Raw genomic sequence first — 18,994 nt, forward strand, 5'->3', positions numbered from 1 at the left:
GCTTGAGAACCGGTGAAACACTAGGCGTCGCGCAGCGACTGCAACGCGGGACGCGCGAGCACGCGCCGCAGGCTGAGCCAGCCGCTCAAGCCCGCGCAGGCGACGCCCGCGACCACGCCCGCCGGCACGAGCCACGGATTGAAATCGATATGGAATTCGAACACGCGCGCGGCCAGCACATAGCCGATGCCCTGCGCGCCGAGCGCCGCCATCAGGCCCGACAACGCACCCACCGCGACGAACTCCGCAATCTGCACCGCGCGCACTTGGCCGTGCGACGCGCCGAGCGCGCGCAGCAGCGCCGACTCGCGCACGCGCTCATCCCGCGTGCCGGCAAGCGCCGCGTACAGCACGAGCACGCCCGCCGCGAGCGTGAAGATGAACAGGAACTGCACTGCGCCGATCACCTGCGCGAGCGTACGATGAATCTGCGCGAGGATCGGCGCGACGTCGATGGCCGTGACGTTCGGATAGCGCGCGACCAAGCCGTCGATCATCCGTTGTTCGCTCTCGGGCAGATGAAAGCTCGTGATGAAGGTCGCCGGCAGATCGGCGAGCGCTTCGGGCGGCATCAGCACGAAGAAGTTCACCTTGAACGAATTCCAGTCGACCTTGCGCAGACTCGTCACCGGCGCTTCCACCGGCAGACCCGCGACGTCGAAACGCAGCATGTCGCCTTCTTTCACGCGGATCGTCTTCGCAATGCCCTCTTCGATCGACACCTGCGGCTTCGCGTCCGTGCCGAACCACGTGCCCTGCGTCACGCGGTTGTCGTCGGGCAGCTCGGTGGTATAGGACAGGTTGAATTCGCGATCGACCAGGCGCTTCGCATCGGCCTTGTCGTAGTTGTCGGGATTCACCGGCTTGCCGTTGATCGATACGAGCCGCGCGCGCACCATCGGCGACAGCACGGCGGCCGGCTGACCGTGTGTATGCAGATAGTCGAGGACGCCCGCGCGCTGGTCCGGCTGGATATCGATGAGGAACTGGTTGGGCGCGTCGGGCGGCGTGGCATCGCGCCAGCCCTTGATAAGATCGTTGCGCGTCATGCCGATCAGCAGCAGACACATCAGCCCGATGCCGAGCGCGGTGATCTGCAGCGCGCTCGAGCCGCTGCGCCGTTCCAGCGACGCCAGCGCATAGCGCCAGCCCACGCCCGCGCGGCTGCGTTCGCGCCGCACGAAGCGCGCCGCCGCCCACAGCGCCGCGCGCGCGATCGCGCCGAACACGAGCAAGCCCGCCGCGAAGCCGCCCGCGACGATGCCGCCGAGCTTCCACTCGCCCGCCGCGACGATCAGAAGCGCCGCGAACAGCAGCACGCCGACGCCGTAGGCCGCATGCGCGACCCGCTGCGCGTCGCCGAGTTCGCGGCGGATCACGTGGACCGGCGGCACGCGCGTGATCGGCAGCAGCGGCGGCAACGCGAAGCCGAGCAGCAGCACGAGGCCCATCGCGATGCCTTGCAGTGCGGGCCATGCGCTGGCCTGCGGCAGTTCCACGTCAACGAGCGAGCCCAGCCAGTTCAGCAGCACGAGATGCCCGCCGAAACCGAGCACGACGCCCGTCACGCTGCCGATCACGCCGATCGCCAGGAATTCGTTCAGGAACAGCAGACGCAGCGTGCGCTGGCTGACGCCGAGACAGCGCATCGCGGCGCAGCCGTCGAGATGGCGGCGCGCGAACCGATGCGCGGCCATCGCGATCGCAACCGCCGCGAGCAGCGCGGTCAGCAGCGACACGAGCGTGAGGAAGTGGCTCGCACGGTCGATCGTCTGGCGCACCTGCGGCTGCCCGTCCGACAGCGATTCGAGGCCGACGCCGCGCAGCTTGCCGCCGTCCACCTGGTCGCGCGCGAATTTCGCGAACTCTTCGACCCGGTCGTCCGGTCCCGCCACCAGCAGGCGATACGTGACCCGACTGCCATAGCCGTTCAGGCCAGTGCCCGCGATTTCATCGGCGCGCATCATCAGGCGCGGCGAAAAGTTCACGAAGGAGAAGCCGCGATCCAGTTCCCGCGTGATGACGCCCGCCACCGTGAAGGTCCTCGTGCCGACCTTGAGCGTGCCGCCCACCTTCGTCTTGAGGGCATCGAGCAATGCGGGATCGGCCCAGACCGTGCCGGGCGCGGGAATGCCGTGCGCGGGGGCGTCGGGGGCATCCAGCGCGGGCGCGATGCGCAGCGCACCGCGCAACGGATAGCCGTCGGTCACGCCCTTGATCGCCGCGAGCCGCGAGCTGGGCTGCGAGCTGGGCTGTGAACCGGGCTGTGAACCGGGCTGTGATGCAGTCGAGCTGATCATGCTCGGGAAAATCGTGGTGCCCGCCGTCTCCAGTCCGAGCGACTTCGCTTCAGTGGCGAAGGTCGCATCGACGGGATGATCGGCGCGTACGACGAAATCGGCGGCGATCATCTGGCGGCCGTCGCGGGCCAGCCCCTGGCGCATACGATCGGCGAGAAAGCCGACACTCGACAACGCGGCAACCGCCAGCACGAGCGCGAGCAGCAGCATGGTCAGCTCGCCCGCGCGCCAGTCGCGTGCGGTCATGCGCCACGCCTGGCGCATCAGCGGCACGAGGCCGAGCCGCACGGGCGCATGCGCCGCGCCAGCCTTGCGTGTGACGTGGGAAGGGTTGGAACCGGGCTTCGCTGCGGTGCTCAATCGTGCTTGCTCCGCAGCCGGTCGATACGCGCATAGGTGCGCGGCAGCATGTGCTTGGCCATGCGCGACACGCCGCCGTGCACGCCGCGCGCGAGCCGCGGCAAGGCCCAGCCCGCCAGCACGAGGAACACCAGCACGAGAATGAGGAACAGCAGCGGCACGAACAGCGCGAGGGTAATGCCCGCGAGCGCACCGACATCCTCGGTGGTCGACGCAGCCCAGTTCGACACCGGTTCCGGCGAAAGATTGATGAGCGCGCGCGTGCCCGCCTTGGCGAAATGCGATGCACCGGCGAGCGTGCCGCCCGCGAGCGCCGCGATGGTCAGCATGGCGGGATCGGCGTGGCCGAGCGCGCCGGCCGCGAGCACCGCGCCCGCTGGAATGCGAATGAAGGTGTGGACCGCGTCCCAGAGGGAATCGACAGCGGGGATTTTATCGGCGAGAAACTCGACGACGGTAAGCACCGCCGCGGCACCGATCACCCAGGGGGAAGAAAGAATGGCGAGGGAATCCGGCAGGTGGACGAGGCCCATGCGCTGGAACATCCCGGCGATGAAGACCGTCAGGTACAGGCGCAGCCCGCTCGCCCATGACAGGCCCGCCGCGAGCGAAAGTGACTCAAGCATTGCCGCCTCCCTTGATGCTGCTGCCGAGGTTCGCCGCTGGCGGGCGATTGACCGGCTGAAAATTGCGGTCTTGCCGGGGATGATGAAAAACGTCGCCTGCTGCCATGAAGCCGTGCGGCCCAAACGTGCGATGGCGCATCGGGCGGCGCACGAAACACAGGAATCTGACGAAAACCGGTTGACCTCAGACCATTATATCCACGCAAAACCACGCGGTGCAGCAACAACCCAAGCGATCGGCGTTCCCGGTGCGTCAGCGCACGGCGGCGCCGGACGTACTTTCAATGCCCTGACGAGAGCTTGAGACCGATCAGCCCCGCGACGATCAGCACAGCGCTGAACACGCGCGCCGCCGTGAGCGCCTCGCCCATGAACACGATGCCGAACACGAAAGCGCCGACCGCGCCGATGCCCGTCCAGACCGCGTAGGCCGTGCCGAGGGGCAGTTGCCGCATGGCCATGGCGAGCAGCACGAAGCTGCCGGTGGCGGTGACGAGGGTGAAGACGGACGGCCACAGACGGGTGAAGCCTTCCGAGGTCTTGAGGCCGGCGGCCCAGGCGACTTCGAGCAGGCCGGCGATGAACAGCAGGATCCAGGACATTGGGGTGACTCCCTTGAAAGCGGGGCCGTCCCCGATGGACACGATGCGCAGGCGGTCGTCCGCATGGCCTTGAAGCGAAGCCCGGATTTTACCAAAGTGGTGCATGGCTCGCCCGCAGCGGCGCCGGATTGCCCGTCCGGTTGACGCCGCGCCCGACCTCCGTCATCAAAACCGTGTATTAATCTTGGAAAGCCAGGAGCACAACACGCCGGCGCCCGCGCGCGGCGTCTGGTCTGGCAACCCTGTCAGGAATGCCTCACAAGGAGCGTTCATGCACGTCGATTCGGTCCTGCTGTCCCGTTTCCAGTTCGCCTGGGTCGTCGCGTTCCACATTCTGCTGCCGGCGTTCACGGTCGGCCTGTCCTGCTTCATCGCCACGCTCGAATTCAATTGGTGGGTCACCAAGCGCGACGTCTACCGCCGCCTGTCGGCGTTCTGGCTCAAGATCTTCGCGGTGTCGTTCGGGATGGGCGTGGTGTCGGGCATCGTCATGCCGTTTCAGTTCGGCACCAACTGGAGCCGCTTCTCCGATGCCACCGCCAACGTCGTCGGCCCGCTGATGGGCTACGAGGTGCTGACGGCGTTCTTCCTGGAATCGGCATTTCTCGGCGTCCTGCTGTTCGGCCGCAAGCTGGTGCCGCAATGGGCGCACGTCATGTCGGCGGTGTTCGTCGCCGCGGGTACGGTGATCTCGTCGTTCTGGATTCTCGCCGTGAACAGCTGGATGCAGACGCCGCAGGGGCATCGCATCACGCCCGACGGCCGGTTCGAGGTGGTCAGTTTCTTCGACGTCATCTTCACGCCCTCGTTTCCGTACCGGCTGAGCCATACCGTGAGCGCGTTCCTCGTGACGACCGGTTTCGTGATTCTCGGCGTCGGCGCAATGTACCTGCGACAGCGGCGCGCGCTCGAGGAAAGCCGCGTGATGGTGAAGATGTCGCTGATTTTCCTGATCATCATGGTGCCGATCCAGATGGTGCTCGGCGACTCGCACGGCATCAACACGCTGAAGCACCAGCCCGCCAAGCTCGCCGCGATGGAAGGCCTGTGGGAATCCGGCACGCGCATTCCGGCCAATATCTTCTCGATCCCCGACCAGGACGAAGAGCGCAATCACTTCGAGATCTCGATTCCGGTCCTGGGCAGCCTCTATCTGACCCACGATCCGAACGGCTACGTGCGCGGCCTGAAGGATTTCCCGCGCGAGGACCGGCCGCCCGTCGCGGTGGTGTTCTTCGCGTTCCACATCATGGTGGGCATCGCGCTGCTGATGTTCGCGCTGGTGCTGTGGGGCATCGTGCTGTTCGCGCGCGGCAAGGTGGAGACGAGCACGCGCTGGCTGCGCTGCGCGACCTGGTCGATGCCGGCGGGCTTCATCGCGGTGATCGCCGGCTGGACCACCACCGAAGCAGGCCGTCAGCCGTGGACGGTGTACGGCATCCTGCGCACGAAGGATTCGGTGACGCCTTCCCTGACCGCCGCCGACGTCGGCCTCTCGTGGCTGCTCTACGTGCTCGCGTATCTGGTGATCTTCGGCGCGGGCTTCTTCCTGCTGCGCCGGCTGGTGCGCGTCGGGCCGGCGGAAGTGGCGCATGCGCACGAGAAGGACGAGCTCGACACGAAGACGCGCGCCTCACGGCCGCTCTCGGCGGTGTCGGCGGGTGCGGGCAGCGCGACGCGTCCGGTGAGCGGCGACGACATCGTCCCGCCGGGCCGCGGCCGTTCCTGAGCGCCGCTGAGCGCACCCGATCGCACTGACAAGAACCGAACCGGAGAACCCGATGCTCGATCTCGTGCCCCTGTGGGCCGCCATTCTCGCGCTGGCGGTATTCATGTACGTGCTGCTCGACGGTTTCGATCTGGGCGTCGGCATCATGTTCCTGCTGCGCCGCGACGGCGAGTCGCGCAACCTGATGATCAACTCCGTCGCACCGGTCTGGGATTTCAACGAAACCTGGCTGGTCCTCGGCGGCGGCGGGCTCTTCGCGGTGTTTCCGCTGGCCTTCGCGATCATCGTGCCGGCCGTCTATTTCCCGATTCTCTTCATGCTGCTCGGCCTCATCTTCCGCGGCGTCGCGTTCGAGTTCCGCGAGGTGATCGGCGCGCGCAAGCGGCTCTGGGACGGCGCGTTCGGGCTCGGTTCGCTGGTCGCCACGTTCTCGCAGGGCATCGTGCTCGGCATGTTCATCCAGGGCTTTCCGATCGAAGGCCGCGTCTACACCGGCACCAGCTGGAACTGGGTCGCGCCGTTTCCGCTGCTGACCGGCGTCGGCATGATCTTCGGTTACGCGCTGCAAGGCACGACCTGGCTCGTGCTCAAGACCGAGGGAGAATTGCAGGAGTGGGGACGCCGGATGGCGCGCTATGCGCTCATCGGCGTGATTGCGTTCATTGTGCTCATCAGCCTGTGGACGCCGCTCAAGGACGCGCGTATCGCGGCGCGCTGGTTCGGCTTTCCGGACAGTCTCGTGTTCGCGCCGGTGCCGGTGCTGACCGTGCTGCTCGCCTGGACGCTGTGGACCAGTCTCGCGAAGGGCCGCGAAGTCACGCCGTTCCTGTGTTCGATGGGGCTGTTCTTTCTGGCCTTCACGGGTCTGGTGATCAGCCTGTGGCCGTTCATCGCGCCGCCGTCGGTGACCTTGTGGGATGCCTCGACGGCGCCGCTCTCGCAGCAGTTTCTGCTGATCGGCACGATGTTCCTGCTGCCGGTGCTGATCATCTACGTGGTCTGGTCCTACTGGGTGTTTCGCGGCAAGGTGCGTGGCGACATGGGCTACCACGCGGAGTGATCAGAGCTTCTGCTGGGTCGCAAGCGTCAGCAGCCGCGCCCACTGGTGCGCCTGCGCGCGATCGCGCATCGGCAGGGTCCATTCGCCGTGCTGCGCGTCGCGCACGTCGAGCACGACCTGCCACGCGCCGCCGCTGGCCGGCTCCAGCATGCGCGCGCCGCGCAGGTCCGCGAAGATGTAGCTGCCCTGCGCGTCGCCCACGCGCACGTCGCACAGGCGCTTGCCCGCCGCCAGCCGCACGCCGCCCCACTCGGCCTTGAGTTCGTGGGTCCAGTCGCCGTGCTCGCCGCGGCTCAGGTTCGGCGCAATCTCGCGACGGCTCGCGCGCCAGCGCATCAACCCCGCCGCGATGAGCGCCAGCACGACCACCGCCGCGCCGATTGCCGCACCGAGGCCGAAGTGCGCGTGAATGGTATCGAATGACCAGATCGCGCCGTAGATCAGCAGGCCGACAACGATCAGTCCGACGACGATGGGCATGGCGGCTCCGGTGGGTTCAGATCAGAAAACCGCAGTGCTTCACTGCGCCTTGTGCTTCGCGTTCCAGTCGCGCAGCGCCTGCAGCGTGTTGCTGACGTGCTGGTCCGGCGACAGGCTCGTGTACTCGTAGATGACCTTGCCGTCCGGCGCGATCACATAGGACACGCGATTGGCCATCGTGCTCTTCATGGGCATCGAGGCGTCGTACGAGCGGATGATCTTCGAATCGGCGTCGGCCGCCACCGGGAACTTGCTGCGGCACTCGCTGACGGAGAACTGCTTCAGCGTGTCGATGTTGTCGTGCGACACACCGATGACCGTCGCGCCTTCCGCCTTGTATTGATCGACCGCTTCGGCGAACTCGTGCGCCTCGATCGTGCAGCCCTTGGTGAACGCGGCCGGATAGAAGTACAGCACCACCGGGCCTTTCTTCAGCGCGTCGGCGAGCGAATAGTCGTACACGTTGCCGCCCAGCGATGCCTGTGCGGTGAAGTTGGGCGCGGCATCGCCGGGTTTGAGCGTCGCGGACGCACTGAGCGGATGAAGCACGGCCGCGCAGGCGATGGCCGCCGCCCACATGCGGGCGCCCCGCGCCGTCCGGTTGAGAGACTTGCTGTTCATGCGCGCTCCTTGCGGTGAATGTCGATGATGGGGTGCGCCGCGCGCCCGTCACGCGTTGCCGGCGTCCTCGTCCAGGCGATGCTCGGCAAACCACGCCGCCGCCTCGACCTGCAGCTTGGCCAGCATCGCGGGCGTGAGCGCGTCGAGCCCGGGTTGCGCCAGACGGCTTGCGTCGATGGCAGGCGCATCGCCCCGCTCCGCCGCCCGCGCGACGCCCAGCAGCGTGCCGAGGGCGCCGCTGCCCGTGAGAATGGCGGCGCGGATGTCGGCTGCCAGATGGAGCTTATCGAGAATCTCCGCCGGCTGCATGTCGAGCACGACATGCACCAGCGAAAAGATGCCGGTCATGAAGGCGGCGTCGGCGAGCGCTTCGTCGCCGGGGCGCAGCACGCCGGCCGTGAGTTCCAGGAAGCGCGCGCGGGTGCCGACGAGTTGCAGCAGCGGGTCCGAGCGCCACGGCAGGCCGCTGCCGTCCGCGTAGAGCAGCAACTGCGCCCAGCGCATCAGCTGGCGGGTGCCGACCGCCGCGATCGCTTCGCGCAGCGACGATACGCGCCGCCCGCGCGTCTGCGCGCTCGAATTGGCGAGGCGCATCAGCTGCACGACGATATCCGGGTTGCGCTTGAGCTCCGTTTCGAGTTCGCGCATGCCGGGTTCGCCGGCGAGCACGGTCATCAGCCGCAGCAGCGCGCCGCGCGCCGGGCTGGCGCGCCGCGCCGACAGCACCTGCGGCCGCGCGAAGAAATATCCCTGGAACAAATCGAAGCCGAGCTTCCGGGCCTGCGAGAAGTCGTCGTGCGTCTCGACCTTCTCGGCCACCAGCTGCTTGCCGCGCAGTTTCACCGCCGCCGCCAGTTCCGGCAGTTGCGCGCGATCGGCGGCGAGGAAATCGACCTTGACGATGTCGACCGAGGGGAGCGCTTCGAGCAGTGCGTCGTCGAGCCGCACGACGTCGTCGAGCGCGAAACGAAAGCCCGCCTTGCGCAGTTGCGCGCAACGCTTGAACAGCACGTCGTCGAAGGTGATGTTTTCGAGCAGCTCCAGCACGAAGCGCTGCGGCTGCATGATGTGGACGATGTCGTCGAACAGCAGTTCGCGGCTCATGTTCACATAGCCCGGATACGGACCGAGCACCGCCGGTACACCGATTTCTCCCACCGTACGGGCGACCACGTGAGCGGTGGCCTGCACGTCGTCGTGGACGCGCGCGCGATTGTCGGGACCGTCGCGGAACAGCAGTTCGTAGGCGACCAGCGCGCCGTCGCCATCGAGGATGGGCTGGCGGCCCACGTAGACGCTCTGGCCCCGCCGCCCCAGTATCGAGCGCCTCAGGAACGAATCAGGCATGTCGGGAAGCGCGCTTGGGCGGGCTGGAGGGCGGACGTTGCCGTCGGCGTGTCGGATGGATGCTTGAAGGCCGGCCTGACGATCCGGGCTCGAGCCCGGGCCGGCAGCGAAAGGAAGTCGATCATGAGGCGAACGGAGGCTGGGAATTCACAACGCGGCGAAGGCTGGCCATTGGCGGAGATACCGTTTCCTGCTGAAACCGCGCCACTGTAACCGATATCGCGGGCATACATAATATGAAACTTGATATCGACAATCGCTGGACAATTCTTGACCCCGGCGTGTTTGGTTGCATTTAGGTGACTTGTTAAAGAAACCCACCCCCTGCGCCGATAACTCGCCTGATAGAGCGTGCCGCGCCCGTTCCGGCATGTCCCGGCGGCAGGCGCGAGCCTTAAGTGAGCGCGCCGTCCTTTGCCGGACACGCGCGCCGCCGCCCGAACCCCACCGAAATCATGCAAGCGAACCGGATCACCGCCTCCCGCCGCGCACCGTGGCGCATCGCGCTCGATGCGCTGTCACGCGCATGGGGAAGCGCCGCGCGCGAGCGCCGGGAACACGCCGCGCCGGCCGACGCGCCGCCGGCCCATGCGGCCGAAGACATCGACGCACTGGCTGCGGCATTGGCCACCACCGACGTGACCCAGGCCACGCCCGTTTCACCCGCGCCCGAAGCCATGCTCGGCGCCGTCGATTTCCTCGCCCAGCTCGACGACGCATTGCGCTTTCAACATGTGTCGGACGCGAGCATCGAATTCATCGGCTATCACCGCGACTACCTGAGCATGCTGACCTTGCACGATCTCGTCGCCTCCGAGGAGGCCGACGAGCTGCATGCGCTGGTCGCCCGGGCGCGCGCGAGCGGCAGGCTCGAGTCGGCGGTGCTGACGGTGGTGAAGTCGCTGACCTATCCGATCTGCGTCGAGCTGCGGCTCATTTCGACAGCCGCGCGCGGCACGCCGGGATTCGCACTCGCCGCCTTCGACGTGTCGCACTGGCGCGAACGCGAAGCCGAACTCAACCATCAGCTGCATCACGATCCGCTGACCGGACTCGAAAACCTGACCGCGCTGAAGACCGCGATCGGCGCCGCGCAGGCCGAAGCCGAGCTGACGCGCACGTACGCGGGTCTCGTGCTGCTGGGCATCGACGACTATCAGCGCATCAACCGCGCGCTCGGCTACGATGCCGGCGACGAACTCCTGCGCGAAACCGCGCGCCGCATCCAGCACACGGCAAGCCACGGCGAGCGCGTCGCGCGCGTGGCCGGCGACGAATTCGCCGTGCTGCTGCCGCCCGGCACCTCGCCCGAACTCGCCGAAGCGCTCGGGCGCCGCCTGCTCACCGCGATCGCCCAGCCGTACCGGCATCGCGGGCAGCATACGCACTTGTCGGCGAGCGTAGGCGTCGCGCTGTATCCGGACCAGACCGGCAAAAACGCGCGCAGCAACGTGCAGACGAGCCTGCTGCGCATGGCCGATCACGCGCTCGCGCAGGCCAAGGAAGCGGGCGGCAACGCGCTCGTGTTCCATACCGTCGACGACAATCCCGCCGACGCCGAACGTCTGAAGCTCGAAGCCGACTTGTACGAAGCCGTGCGCAACGGCGAGTTCTCGCTCTACTTCCAGCCGATCACGAAGATCCTGACCGGCGCCGTGGTGGGCGTGGAAGCGCTGATGCGCTGGAATCATCCGGTGCACGGACTGGTGCCGCCCTCGACCTTCATTCCGCTCGCGGAATCGATCGGCCTCATCAACTATCTGGGCAACTGGGTCCTGAAGGCCGCCTGCATGCAGATCGTGCAGTGGGATGCAATCGGCATCCGGCTCGACTATGTTTCCGTGAACGTGTCGCCGCAGCAGTTCCGCGACAAGCGATTCACGGCGGCCGTTCAGGAAGCGCTGGCGCTGACTGGCATCGACGCCCGGCGGCTCGTGTTCGAGATCACCGAGAGCCTGCTGATGCACGATCCGGAAGAAGCGACCGGCCTGCTGGAGGCGCTGACCGCAGTCGGCATCCGCTTCGCCGTGGATGACTTCGGCACCGGCTATTCGAGCCTCGCCTATTTGCAGCGTTTTCCGCTTTCCAAGCTCAAGATCGACCGCAGCTTTGTCGAGAACATTGTTACCTCGCGCAACAACCGTGCGATCGTCGGCGCCGTGGTCGGGCTCGCGCAGTCGCTCGGGCTCGAGCTGGTCGCCGAAGGGGTCGAGACGGAAGCGCAGCGCGATCTGCTGGCGGGGCTCGGCTGCGATCACATCCAGGGCTGGCTGATCAGCCATGCGCTGCCGTCGGACGAACTGGCCCGCTCGTTCCAGTCGAATACGCTGGTGTTGTACGAGGCATGAAGCGCGCCCCTTGGTTCGCGTTCAAATTGAGGAACGCGCCGTAACTCCCTAATAACGTGTAAATTTCGTTATCAGGTGCTGGGATTGTAGGTGCTGGACCGCCTCGGGATAGCCGTCGCGTAACGCAGGGTTCTTATTTTTAGCAATGGCACGCACCAAGGCCGAACTATTGGACAAGTTGTGGTCGCGCATGAGCGAGCGCGGGGATTTCCCCATGCTCTCGCAGGCGCTGCGCTCGACTGTCTCCGCCATGAGCGATGACGACCTCGACTTCACGTCCCTCGTGCAAGTCGTGCTGTCGGACGTCGGCCTCACGCAGAAGGTGCTGCGCCTCGCCAATTCCGCGATGTACGTCGCGTTCGGCGGCAACATCACCACCGTCACGCGCGCGCTGATGGTCCTCGGCATGGACGCCGTCGGCCATCTCGTGGTGGGACTCAAGATCGTCGACCACTTTCACCAGAGCGCGCCGCGCCGTATCGACGCCAAGCTGGAACTCAATCGCACGCTGCTGTCCGGCGCGGTCGCGCGCCAGCTCACCGAACACAAGGACCTGCGCTCCGGCGAGGAAGCCGTGGTCTGCACGCTGATGCGGCAGATCGGCAAGCTGCTCGTGGCGTTCTATCTCGAACACGAGTGGGATCAGTTGCGCCGCAAGGCCGCGTCCGAAAATATCCCGGACAGTGACGCGTGCGCGGCGCTGCTGGGCGTGACCTTCGACGAAATCGGCCTCGAAGCCGCCGACCGCTGGCGCCTGCCGGAGACCATCCGCGAAGGCATGCGCGCGACCGACCCGAACGCGCCCGTCGATGAAACCGTGCCCAAGCACGTACGCTGGCTGCGCGCCATCTCGAACTATTCGACCGAAGTCGCCGACGCCCTCACCGCGCAGAACGTGGCGTCGGAAGGCCGCGAGTCGGTGGTCTTCGACATCTCCAGCCGTTACGCCGGCGCGCTCAACACCGACGCCGACGTCCTCACTTCAATGAGCCTCGCGCTCGCCAACGAAGAAGCCAGCGACGGCGTGATCCGCGAGATCTCCGAACTGCAGGCCAACGCCGACGCCATGGCGCGCGCGAAGATTTCAGCGGAGGCGCGCATCGGCGCGAGCATCGAAGATTTACGCGCGCTGCCCACCCGGAATGCACTGGCGCCGGCGCTTGCGCTGGTCTCCGAATCGATCCTGGCGAGTTTGCATCTGTCGCGCACCGTGGTCTTCGTGCGCCAGGCCAACAATGAATTCCACGCGCGGCTCGGGCTCGGCAGCGGCGTGGAGCCCATGTTGCCGGCACTGCGCTTCTCCGCCGAGTTCCGGCCCGACGTGTTCCATCTCGCCATCAGCAATCCGGTGGGCATCTTCATCGAGAACGCGCACGACGCCCGCATCGACGCGCGCCTGCCGCGCTGGTACAAGGACACGCTCGGCGAGGCGCAGGCGTTCGTGCTGCTGCCGGTGAAGTCGAACGATTCCACCATCGCGCTCATCTATGGCGACTGGACGCATCCGCAGCACGTGCGCAAGATCTCGGCGCCCGAAATGAGCGCGCTGAACGGCCTCACGAAGGAACTGAGCCGCTTCTTTCTCGGCGCCAACTGGAAGGAAGTCGAGCTGATCTGAAGCGGCTTCCGCTCTCCAGACGCGCCTTATTCGCGCCTCAGGATCGCCACGGCCTGCTCGCCGTAACGCACGACATAGCCGCCGTGCGCGCGCTGCCAGTCGAGCGCTTCCGCCTCGTTCGCAAACCAGTTCTTCTCGAAGTCATTGAACGCGCCGGCGTCGAGCCGGTAGCGGTCGATGACCGCATCCGGCTGCGTGTCGATCACGGCCTTGCACGCGTCCCAGTTCGCGTAGCCCAGTTCGGCGGCGATGAGCGCCAGCAGGTGTTTTAGTTGCAGGTCCGCGCGCCGCGCGTGGAGGTGAGTGAGGCCGCCGGCCGGCAGGACGCGTGCCGCGAGCAGGCGGCGCAGCACCGGCATCGACGCGCTCGTGTCGCCGTCGCGAACGAGGCGCAGCAGGCGTCGCGCGTGTTCGCGCAGGTAGTCGCTGTGGGAAACAGGCGAAGCGATGGGACAGGATGTGGACCACATGACGTTGTTCCTTTATGGCGCCGTTCTCGCTGCGGCTGAAAAGGTTCGACGTTGCGGTTCGATCCGGGGTGACGGTACGTCGTGGTCAGGTGCGCAGGACTTTCGCGAGAACGGGCGCCCTGCCGCGCCCGTCCGCGATTTTAACCCACCGTCTGCTTCAGGCCAGCTGGAATTTGCCGACCAGCGCTTTCAGCGCGCGTGCCTGGTCATCGAGCGATTGCGCGGCGGCCGCCGCCTGTTCGACCAGTGCCGCGTTCTGCTGCGTGCCGGCGTCCATCTTCGAGACCGCGTCGCCGATCGATTCGATGCCCGTCTTCTGTTCGGCCGACGCCGCCGAAATCTCGCCCATGATGTCGGTGACGCGGCGCACCGCGCGCACGACTTCTTCCATCGTCGTGCCGGCTTGCTGCGCGTAGGCGGAGCCGTCCGACACCCGCGACACCGACGTGTCGATCAAGCCCTTGATCTCCTTGGCCGCCGACGACGAACGCTGCGCCAGGCTGCGCACCTCGCCCGCGACGACCGCGAAGCCGCGTCCCTGTTCGCCCGCGCGCGCCGCCTCCACAGCCGCGTTCAGCGCGAGGATGTTGGTCTGGAACGCGATGCCCTCAATCACGCCGATGATGTCGCCGATGCTCTTCGCGCTCGCATCGATCCGCTGCATCGTTTCGACGACGCGATTCACCACCGCGCCGCCCTTCTCCGCGATCGCCGACGCGCTTTGCGCCAGCGTGCTGGCCTGCAGCGCGTTGTCGGCGTTCTGACGTACGGTCGAGGTGAGCTGCTCCATGCTGGTCGCGGTCTTTTCCAGCGCGACCGCCTGTTCCTCCGTGCGGCGCGACAGGTCGACGTTGCCGGTCGAGATTTCGCTCGATGCCGAAGCGATTGCCTCCGCGCTCGCCGCAATGTCACCGACGGTCGCCGACAGGCCGGCCCGCATGTCGGCGAGCGCGTGCAGCATGCTGTCGTCGTCGCGGCGCCGGAGCGTGATCTCGTGGGCCAGGTCGCCCGCCGCGATGCGCCGCGCGATGTCCTTCGCGTAGCCGGGTTCGCCGCCGAGCTGTCCGGCGAGCCGTCGCACGACCCATTCGGAGACGCAGATCGCGAGCGCGCACAGCGCGAGCGTCAGCACGGACACCATCACGAACGACGAATGGAAGATGAACGCGGCGGCATCGATGGTGGCGCGCGCGGCGGCGCCCCGGCGCGCGACGAGTTCGTCGACGCGCTTTTCGAGCTTGCCGGTCTCGACCAGCAGCGACACGTCCTGCGTGCCGACCTGCCAGTTCATCTGCGACAGATCGAGCGGCTGTTCCTTGACGAGCTTGACGAAGGTGCGCAGGTTGTTGCTCCAGGTGCCGACGGCGCCGGCGAAGGCTTTCTGCTGCGCGAGTGCGTCATGGTCGGCGTGATCGACGTATTGCGCCAGTTGCGCCTGTTCCCGGCCGATGCCCGCGAGCGCCTGCTCGATTTCCACGCCGAGATCGTCGCGTTCCTTTGCGGTGCTGGCGGTGAGCAGCATCTTTTGCGAGCGGCTCGCGCGCAGCAGATAGCCGCGCGTTTCCTCGGCGGCGCGGCTCGCGACATAGCCCTGCGTATAGATGGATTCGGTCGAGCCGTTGAGGCGGCTGATCTGCGTCAGAGCCAGCGCGCCGATGACGAGCGTGCCCACGAGCACCACGCCGAACGCCAGCCGGAGCGACGCCTTGACGGACAACCCGCGTGGCCGGGCCGTGGCCGCGAAGGATGCGCGTTGAGCGCCCGCTGGAAAGCCCGCGTCGTGTGCGCCGCGTCGCGAAAACAGTTTCATCGATCGATTCCCCGCTTGTGGTCTGCGGACGGCGCCGTCGTGTGGCGCGTCCGGGTCTGGTCCCGCCGGTAGTACGGCAGTTGGCCGGCTTTCTTGAGCCGCTCTTTTACGGTAAGCGAACAGGCGTTCGCTGCCGCCTCAAGCATTTATAGCGTGCCAAAAAAGCTTTTTGTCAGTGGAATGATCGATCGCGGTGCACCAAGCTGTCCGATTCGCGACAAAGCTTGGCAGGACAACGCAACGGGGACAGCCTACACTTGTCAGAAATTCAGTTAGCGCATAAATCGCTGACTGGAAACAACAAAAACAAAGACAAATCCGCTTACCTCAGCCATTCACCATGCAAACCAGCATCGACAAGGGCGCGTTGTCGCCCGCCGGCGCGACGGCCGGCACTTCCGATACCCAAACGGCCAAGCCCGCGGCCGCAGCCCAACGCACCGTCTATTCGGTACTGGGCGCAATCAGCTTCTCGCATCTGCTGAACGACATGATCCAGTCGCTGATCCTGGCGATCTATCCCATGTTCAAGAGTGAGTTCGCGCTCTCGTTCGGGCAGATCGGCCTCATCACGCTGACCTACCAGATCACCGCGTCGCTGCTGCAGCCGCTCGTCGGGCTTTATACCGACAAACATCCCAAGCCCTATTCGCTGCCGGTCGGCATGGGCTTCACGTTGGCGGGGCTGCTGCTGATGTCGGTGGCAGGCAGCTTCGGCATGCTGCTGGTCGCGGCGGCGCTGGTCGGCTGCGGCTCGTCGGTGTTCCATCCGGAATCGTCGCGGGTCGCGCGCATGGCCTCGGGCGGAAAGCACGGCCTCGCGCAGTCGCTGTTTCAGGTGGGCGGCAATGCGGGTTCGTCGCTCGGACCGCTGCTCGCCGCGCTGATCATCATTCCGCACGGCCAGCGCAGCATTGCGTGGTTCTCGGCGGCGGCGCTCGTCGCGATGTTCGTGCTCGCCAACATCGGCCGCTGGTACAAGCGTCATCCCGCCACGAAGAAAGGCCGCGCCCAGGTGCAGCACGCCACGCTGCCGCGCAAGACCGTCATCATGGCGATGAGCGTGCTCGTGCTGCTCGTGTTCTCGAAGTACTTCTACCTCGCGAGCATCAACAGCTACTTCACCTTCTATCTGATCAACAAGTTCGGGCTGTCGGTGCAGTCGGCGCAGATTCACCTGTTCGTGTTCCTCGCAGCGGTCGCGGCGGGCACGGTGGTCGGCGGGCCGATCGGCGACAAGGTCGGGCGCAAGGTGGTGATCTGGGTGTCGATTCTCGGCGTCGCGCCGTTCACGCTGCTGATGCCCTATGCGAACCTGTTCTGGACCAGCGTGCTGTCGGTGATCATCGGGCTGGTGCTGGCGTCGGCGTTCTCGGCCATCCTCGTGTATGCAACCGAGCTGATTCCCGGCAAGGTCGGCATGGTCGCGGGCCTGTTCTTCGGCTTTGCGTTCGGCATGGGCGGCGTGGGTGCCGCGGTGCTCGGCCAATTGGCCGATGCAACGAGCATCGAGTTCGTCTACAAGGTCTGCGCGTTCCTGCCGCTGATCGGTGTGCTGACGGTGCTGCTGCCGAAAACGCACGACGAGCATGCGAAGGCCTGATTCATCACGCTGATGAGGCCGAAGACGGCGGGCGCATGCGCCCGCCGTTTGTATTTGCGCTTCAGTGTCCGAGCGCCTCCCGCACCAGCGCCAGCGCACCCGGATCTTCGATCGTCGGCAGTTCGCCTGGATCACGCCCTTCCGCCAGCGCCGCAATCGCGCGGCGCAGCAGCTTGCCCGAGCGCGTCTTCGGCAGCATCGTCACGAAATGCACACGCGCCGGACGCGCGATCGCGCCCAGTTGCCTATCCACCGCACGGCACAACTCCGCTTCCATCGCCTCGCGCGCGCCCGGCGCCTCGATGCACGCCGCATCGCGCAGCACGACGAAAGCCGCCGCCGCCTGCCCCTTGACCGCATCGGCGATACCGACCACCGCCACCTCCGCAACCGCCGCGTGCGCCGACAGCGCTTCCTCGATCTCCCGCGTCCCCAGCCGATGGCCCGCGACATTGATCACGTCGTCGGTGCGCCCGAGGATCGACACATAACCGTCCTCATCCTGCACGCCCCAGTCGAAGGTCGAGTAGACGAGCTGGTTCGGCACGCTGTTCCAATAGGTATCCACGAAACGCTGGTCGTCGCCCCACACCGTCTGCATGCACCCCGGCGGCAGCGGATAGTCCAGCGTGACCACGCCCTTCTCGCCCGGCGCGCATTCGTCGCCGCTTGCTTCGTTGCGCAGCTTGAGCCCGAAGCCCAGCGACGGCACGCCCGGCGAACCGAGCTTCGACGGCAAGGCCTCGATGCCGCGCGGGATCGCGATCATCGGCCAGCCGGTTTCGGTCTGCCAGTAGTTGTCGATGACGGGCTTGTGCAGCGCGCCCTGGATCCAGCGCGCGGTGGGTTCGTCAAGCGGTTCGCCGGCGAGGAACAGCGTGCGCAGGCTCGACAGGTCGTAACGCTCCATCAGCGCCGGGTCCTGCTTCTTGAGCACGCGGATCGCGGTGGGCGCGGTGAACATCAGGTTGATGCCGTACTGCTGCACGAGCCGCCACCAGATGCCGCCGTCGGGACGAATGGGCGTGCCTTCGTACATGACCGTCGTACAGCCGGCGATCAGCGGCGCATAGATGATGTAGCTGTGCCCTACCACCCAGCCGATGTCGGACGCGGTGAACATCGTGTCGCCGGGCTGGCCCTCGAAGATATGCTCCATCGACGCGGCGAGCGCCACCGCATAGCCGCCGACATCGCGCTGCACGCCTTTCGGCCGGCCGGTCGTGCCGGACGTGTAGAGCACGTACGACGGCTCGTTGGATTCGAGCCACTCGCAGGGCACGTGGGCGTCGAAGTAACGCTCGCGCAGCGGTTCGTAGGCGACGAGATAGCTCGCTTGCAGGCGCTCCGGCGCCAGTTGCCGGTCGATCAGCAGCACTTGCGGCACCTTGAATTCCGCGCGCGAGAGCGCTTCGTCGACGAGCGGGGTGTAGTCGATCACCCGGCCGCCGCGCGCGCCCGCATCCGCGGTGACGATGAGCGCGGGCTCGGCATCGTCGATGCGCGCGGCGAGATTGGGCGCCGCGAAGCCGCCGAACACGACCGAATGAATCGCGCCGAGACGCGCGCAGGCAAGCATCGCGAAGAGCGCTTCGGGGATCATCGGCAGATAGATCAGCACGCGGTCGCCCTTCTTCACGTGCAGGGAGCGCATGACGGCCGCCATGCGGTTCACTTCGGCATGCAACTCAGCGTAGGTGTAGCGGCGCTCGATGCCCGTTTCCGTCGAGACATACACGAGCGCGTCCTGCTCCGCGCGCGAGGCCAGATGGCGGTCGACGGCGTTATGGCAGAGATTGGTCCTGCCGCCGACGAACCAGCGCGCGAACGGCGGACGGCTCCGGTCGAGCACCTGATCGAACGGCGTCTGCCAGTGAATGCGGCGGGCCTGTTCGGCCCAGAAGTCTTCAGGTTGCTCGATCGACCGGCGATACGCTTCTCGGTAACTCGGCATGCGCGTCGTCCTCTGCAAGGCGGCTTTTTGGCTCCTCAGGATAGAGCAGCCGTAAAACCCCTGCTA

General features: G+C 66.5%; 14 protein-coding genes. 5 read left to right on the forward strand and 9 right to left on the reverse strand.

Features of this window, described 5'->3' with window-relative positions; all coding sequences use genetic code 11:
- Nucleotides 1-20: 20 nt before the first annotated feature.
- The 3 genes from QCE88_RS11335 to sugE all read right to left on the reverse strand — a co-directional run bounded on the left by QCE88_RS11335 (nt 21) and on the right by sugE (nt 3,888).
- Nucleotides 21-2,564 (reverse strand): FtsX-like permease family protein, encoded by a 2,544-nt coding sequence (locus QCE88_RS11335; RefSeq protein ID WP_309903530.1) that lies wholly within the window; start codon nt 2,562-2,564, stop codon nt 21-23.
- A 92-nt stretch (nt 2,565-2,656) separates the two neighbouring features.
- Nucleotides 2,657-3,286 (reverse strand): DUF4126 domain-containing protein, encoded by a 630-nt coding sequence (locus tag QCE88_RS11340; RefSeq protein WP_309901863.1) that lies wholly within the window; start codon nt 3,284-3,286, stop codon nt 2,657-2,659.
- A 281-nt stretch (nt 3,287-3,567) separates the two neighbouring features.
- Nucleotides 3,568-3,888 (reverse strand): quaternary ammonium compound efflux SMR transporter SugE, encoded by a 321-nt coding sequence (gene sugE, locus QCE88_RS11345; RefSeq protein ID WP_309901865.1) that lies wholly within the window; start codon nt 3,886-3,888, stop codon nt 3,568-3,570.
- A 271-nt stretch (nt 3,889-4,159) separates the two neighbouring features.
- Between sugE and QCE88_RS11350 the strand changes: the two genes are divergently transcribed.
- Both QCE88_RS11350 and cydB read left to right on the forward strand, forming a co-directional pair.
- A complete protein-coding gene (locus QCE88_RS11350) occupies nt 4,160-5,617 on the forward strand; it encodes a cytochrome ubiquinol oxidase subunit I (protein WP_309901867.1) in 1,458 nt (485 codons plus the stop codon).
- A 52-nt stretch (nt 5,618-5,669) separates the two neighbouring features.
- Nucleotides 5,670-6,677, forward strand: coding sequence for a cytochrome d ubiquinol oxidase subunit II (gene cydB / locus QCE88_RS11355; protein WP_309901869.1), 1,008 nt, complete (start codon nt 5,670-5,672; stop codon nt 6,675-6,677).
- Here the strand turns inward: cydB and QCE88_RS11360 are convergent, their stop codons facing one another.
- The 3 genes from QCE88_RS11360 to QCE88_RS11370 form a co-directional block, all read right to left on the reverse strand.
- Nucleotides 6,678-7,157, reverse strand: a complete 480-nt coding sequence (locus tag QCE88_RS11360) for a hypothetical protein (protein ID WP_309901871.1) — start codon at nt 7,155-7,157, stop codon at nt 6,678-6,680. It abuts the gene before it with no gap.
- A 39-nt stretch (nt 7,158-7,196) separates the two neighbouring features.
- Nucleotides 7,197-7,736 carry a peroxiredoxin gene (locus QCE88_RS11365; protein ID WP_309903532.1) on the reverse strand — a complete coding sequence of 180 codons (540 nt, stop codon included), beginning with the start codon at nt 7,734-7,736 and terminating at the stop codon, nt 7,197-7,199.
- Nucleotides 7,737-7,826: 90 nt separating this feature from the next.
- Nucleotides 7,827-9,125, reverse strand: coding sequence for an EAL domain-containing protein (locus QCE88_RS11370; RefSeq protein ID WP_309901873.1), 1,299 nt, complete (start codon nt 9,123-9,125; stop codon nt 7,827-7,829).
- Nucleotides 9,126-9,580: 455 nt separating this feature from the next.
- Here QCE88_RS11370 and QCE88_RS11375 point away from each other — a divergent pair, with 455 nt between their 5' ends.
- Both QCE88_RS11375 and QCE88_RS11380 read left to right on the forward strand, forming a co-directional pair.
- Entirely contained in the window at nt 9,581-11,473 is a 1,893-nt protein-coding gene (locus QCE88_RS11375; RefSeq protein WP_309903535.1) for an EAL domain-containing protein, read from the forward strand.
- Nucleotides 11,474-11,618: 145 nt separating this feature from the next.
- Entirely contained in the window at nt 11,619-13,091 is a 1,473-nt protein-coding gene (locus tag QCE88_RS11380) for an HDOD domain-containing protein (RefSeq protein WP_309901875.1), read from the forward strand.
- Nucleotides 13,092-13,117: 26 nt separating this feature from the next.
- Here the strand turns inward: QCE88_RS11380 and QCE88_RS11385 are convergent, their stop codons facing one another.
- Both QCE88_RS11385 and QCE88_RS11390 read right to left on the reverse strand, forming a co-directional pair.
- Complete coding sequence (locus QCE88_RS11385; protein WP_309901877.1) at nt 13,118-13,561, reverse strand: hypothetical protein; 444 nt, start codon at nt 13,559-13,561, stop codon at nt 13,118-13,120.
- Nucleotides 13,562-13,718: 157 nt separating this feature from the next.
- Complete coding sequence (locus QCE88_RS11390) at nt 13,719-15,371, reverse strand: methyl-accepting chemotaxis protein (RefSeq protein ID WP_309901879.1); 1,653 nt, start codon at nt 15,369-15,371, stop codon at nt 13,719-13,721.
- A gap of 340 nt (nt 15,372-15,711) precedes the next feature.
- Here QCE88_RS11390 and QCE88_RS11395 point away from each other — a divergent pair, with 340 nt between their 5' ends.
- Nucleotides 15,712-16,974, forward strand: coding sequence for an MFS transporter (locus QCE88_RS11395; protein ID WP_309901881.1), 1,263 nt, complete (start codon nt 15,712-15,714; stop codon nt 16,972-16,974).
- Nucleotides 16,975-17,035: 61 nt separating this feature from the next.
- On the opposite strand, the gene QCE88_RS11400 is transcribed toward QCE88_RS11395, so the two are convergent.
- Nucleotides 17,036-18,946 carry a propionate--CoA ligase gene (locus QCE88_RS11400; RefSeq protein ID WP_309901883.1) on the reverse strand — a complete coding sequence of 637 codons (1,911 nt, stop codon included), beginning with the start codon at nt 18,944-18,946 and terminating at the stop codon, nt 17,036-17,038.
- Nucleotides 18,947-18,994 lie beyond the last annotated feature (48 nt).

Source organism: Caballeronia sp. LZ035, assembly GCF_031451175.1.
In the GTDB taxonomy this organism is placed as follows: Bacteria; Pseudomonadota; Gammaproteobacteria; order Burkholderiales; family Burkholderiaceae; genus Caballeronia.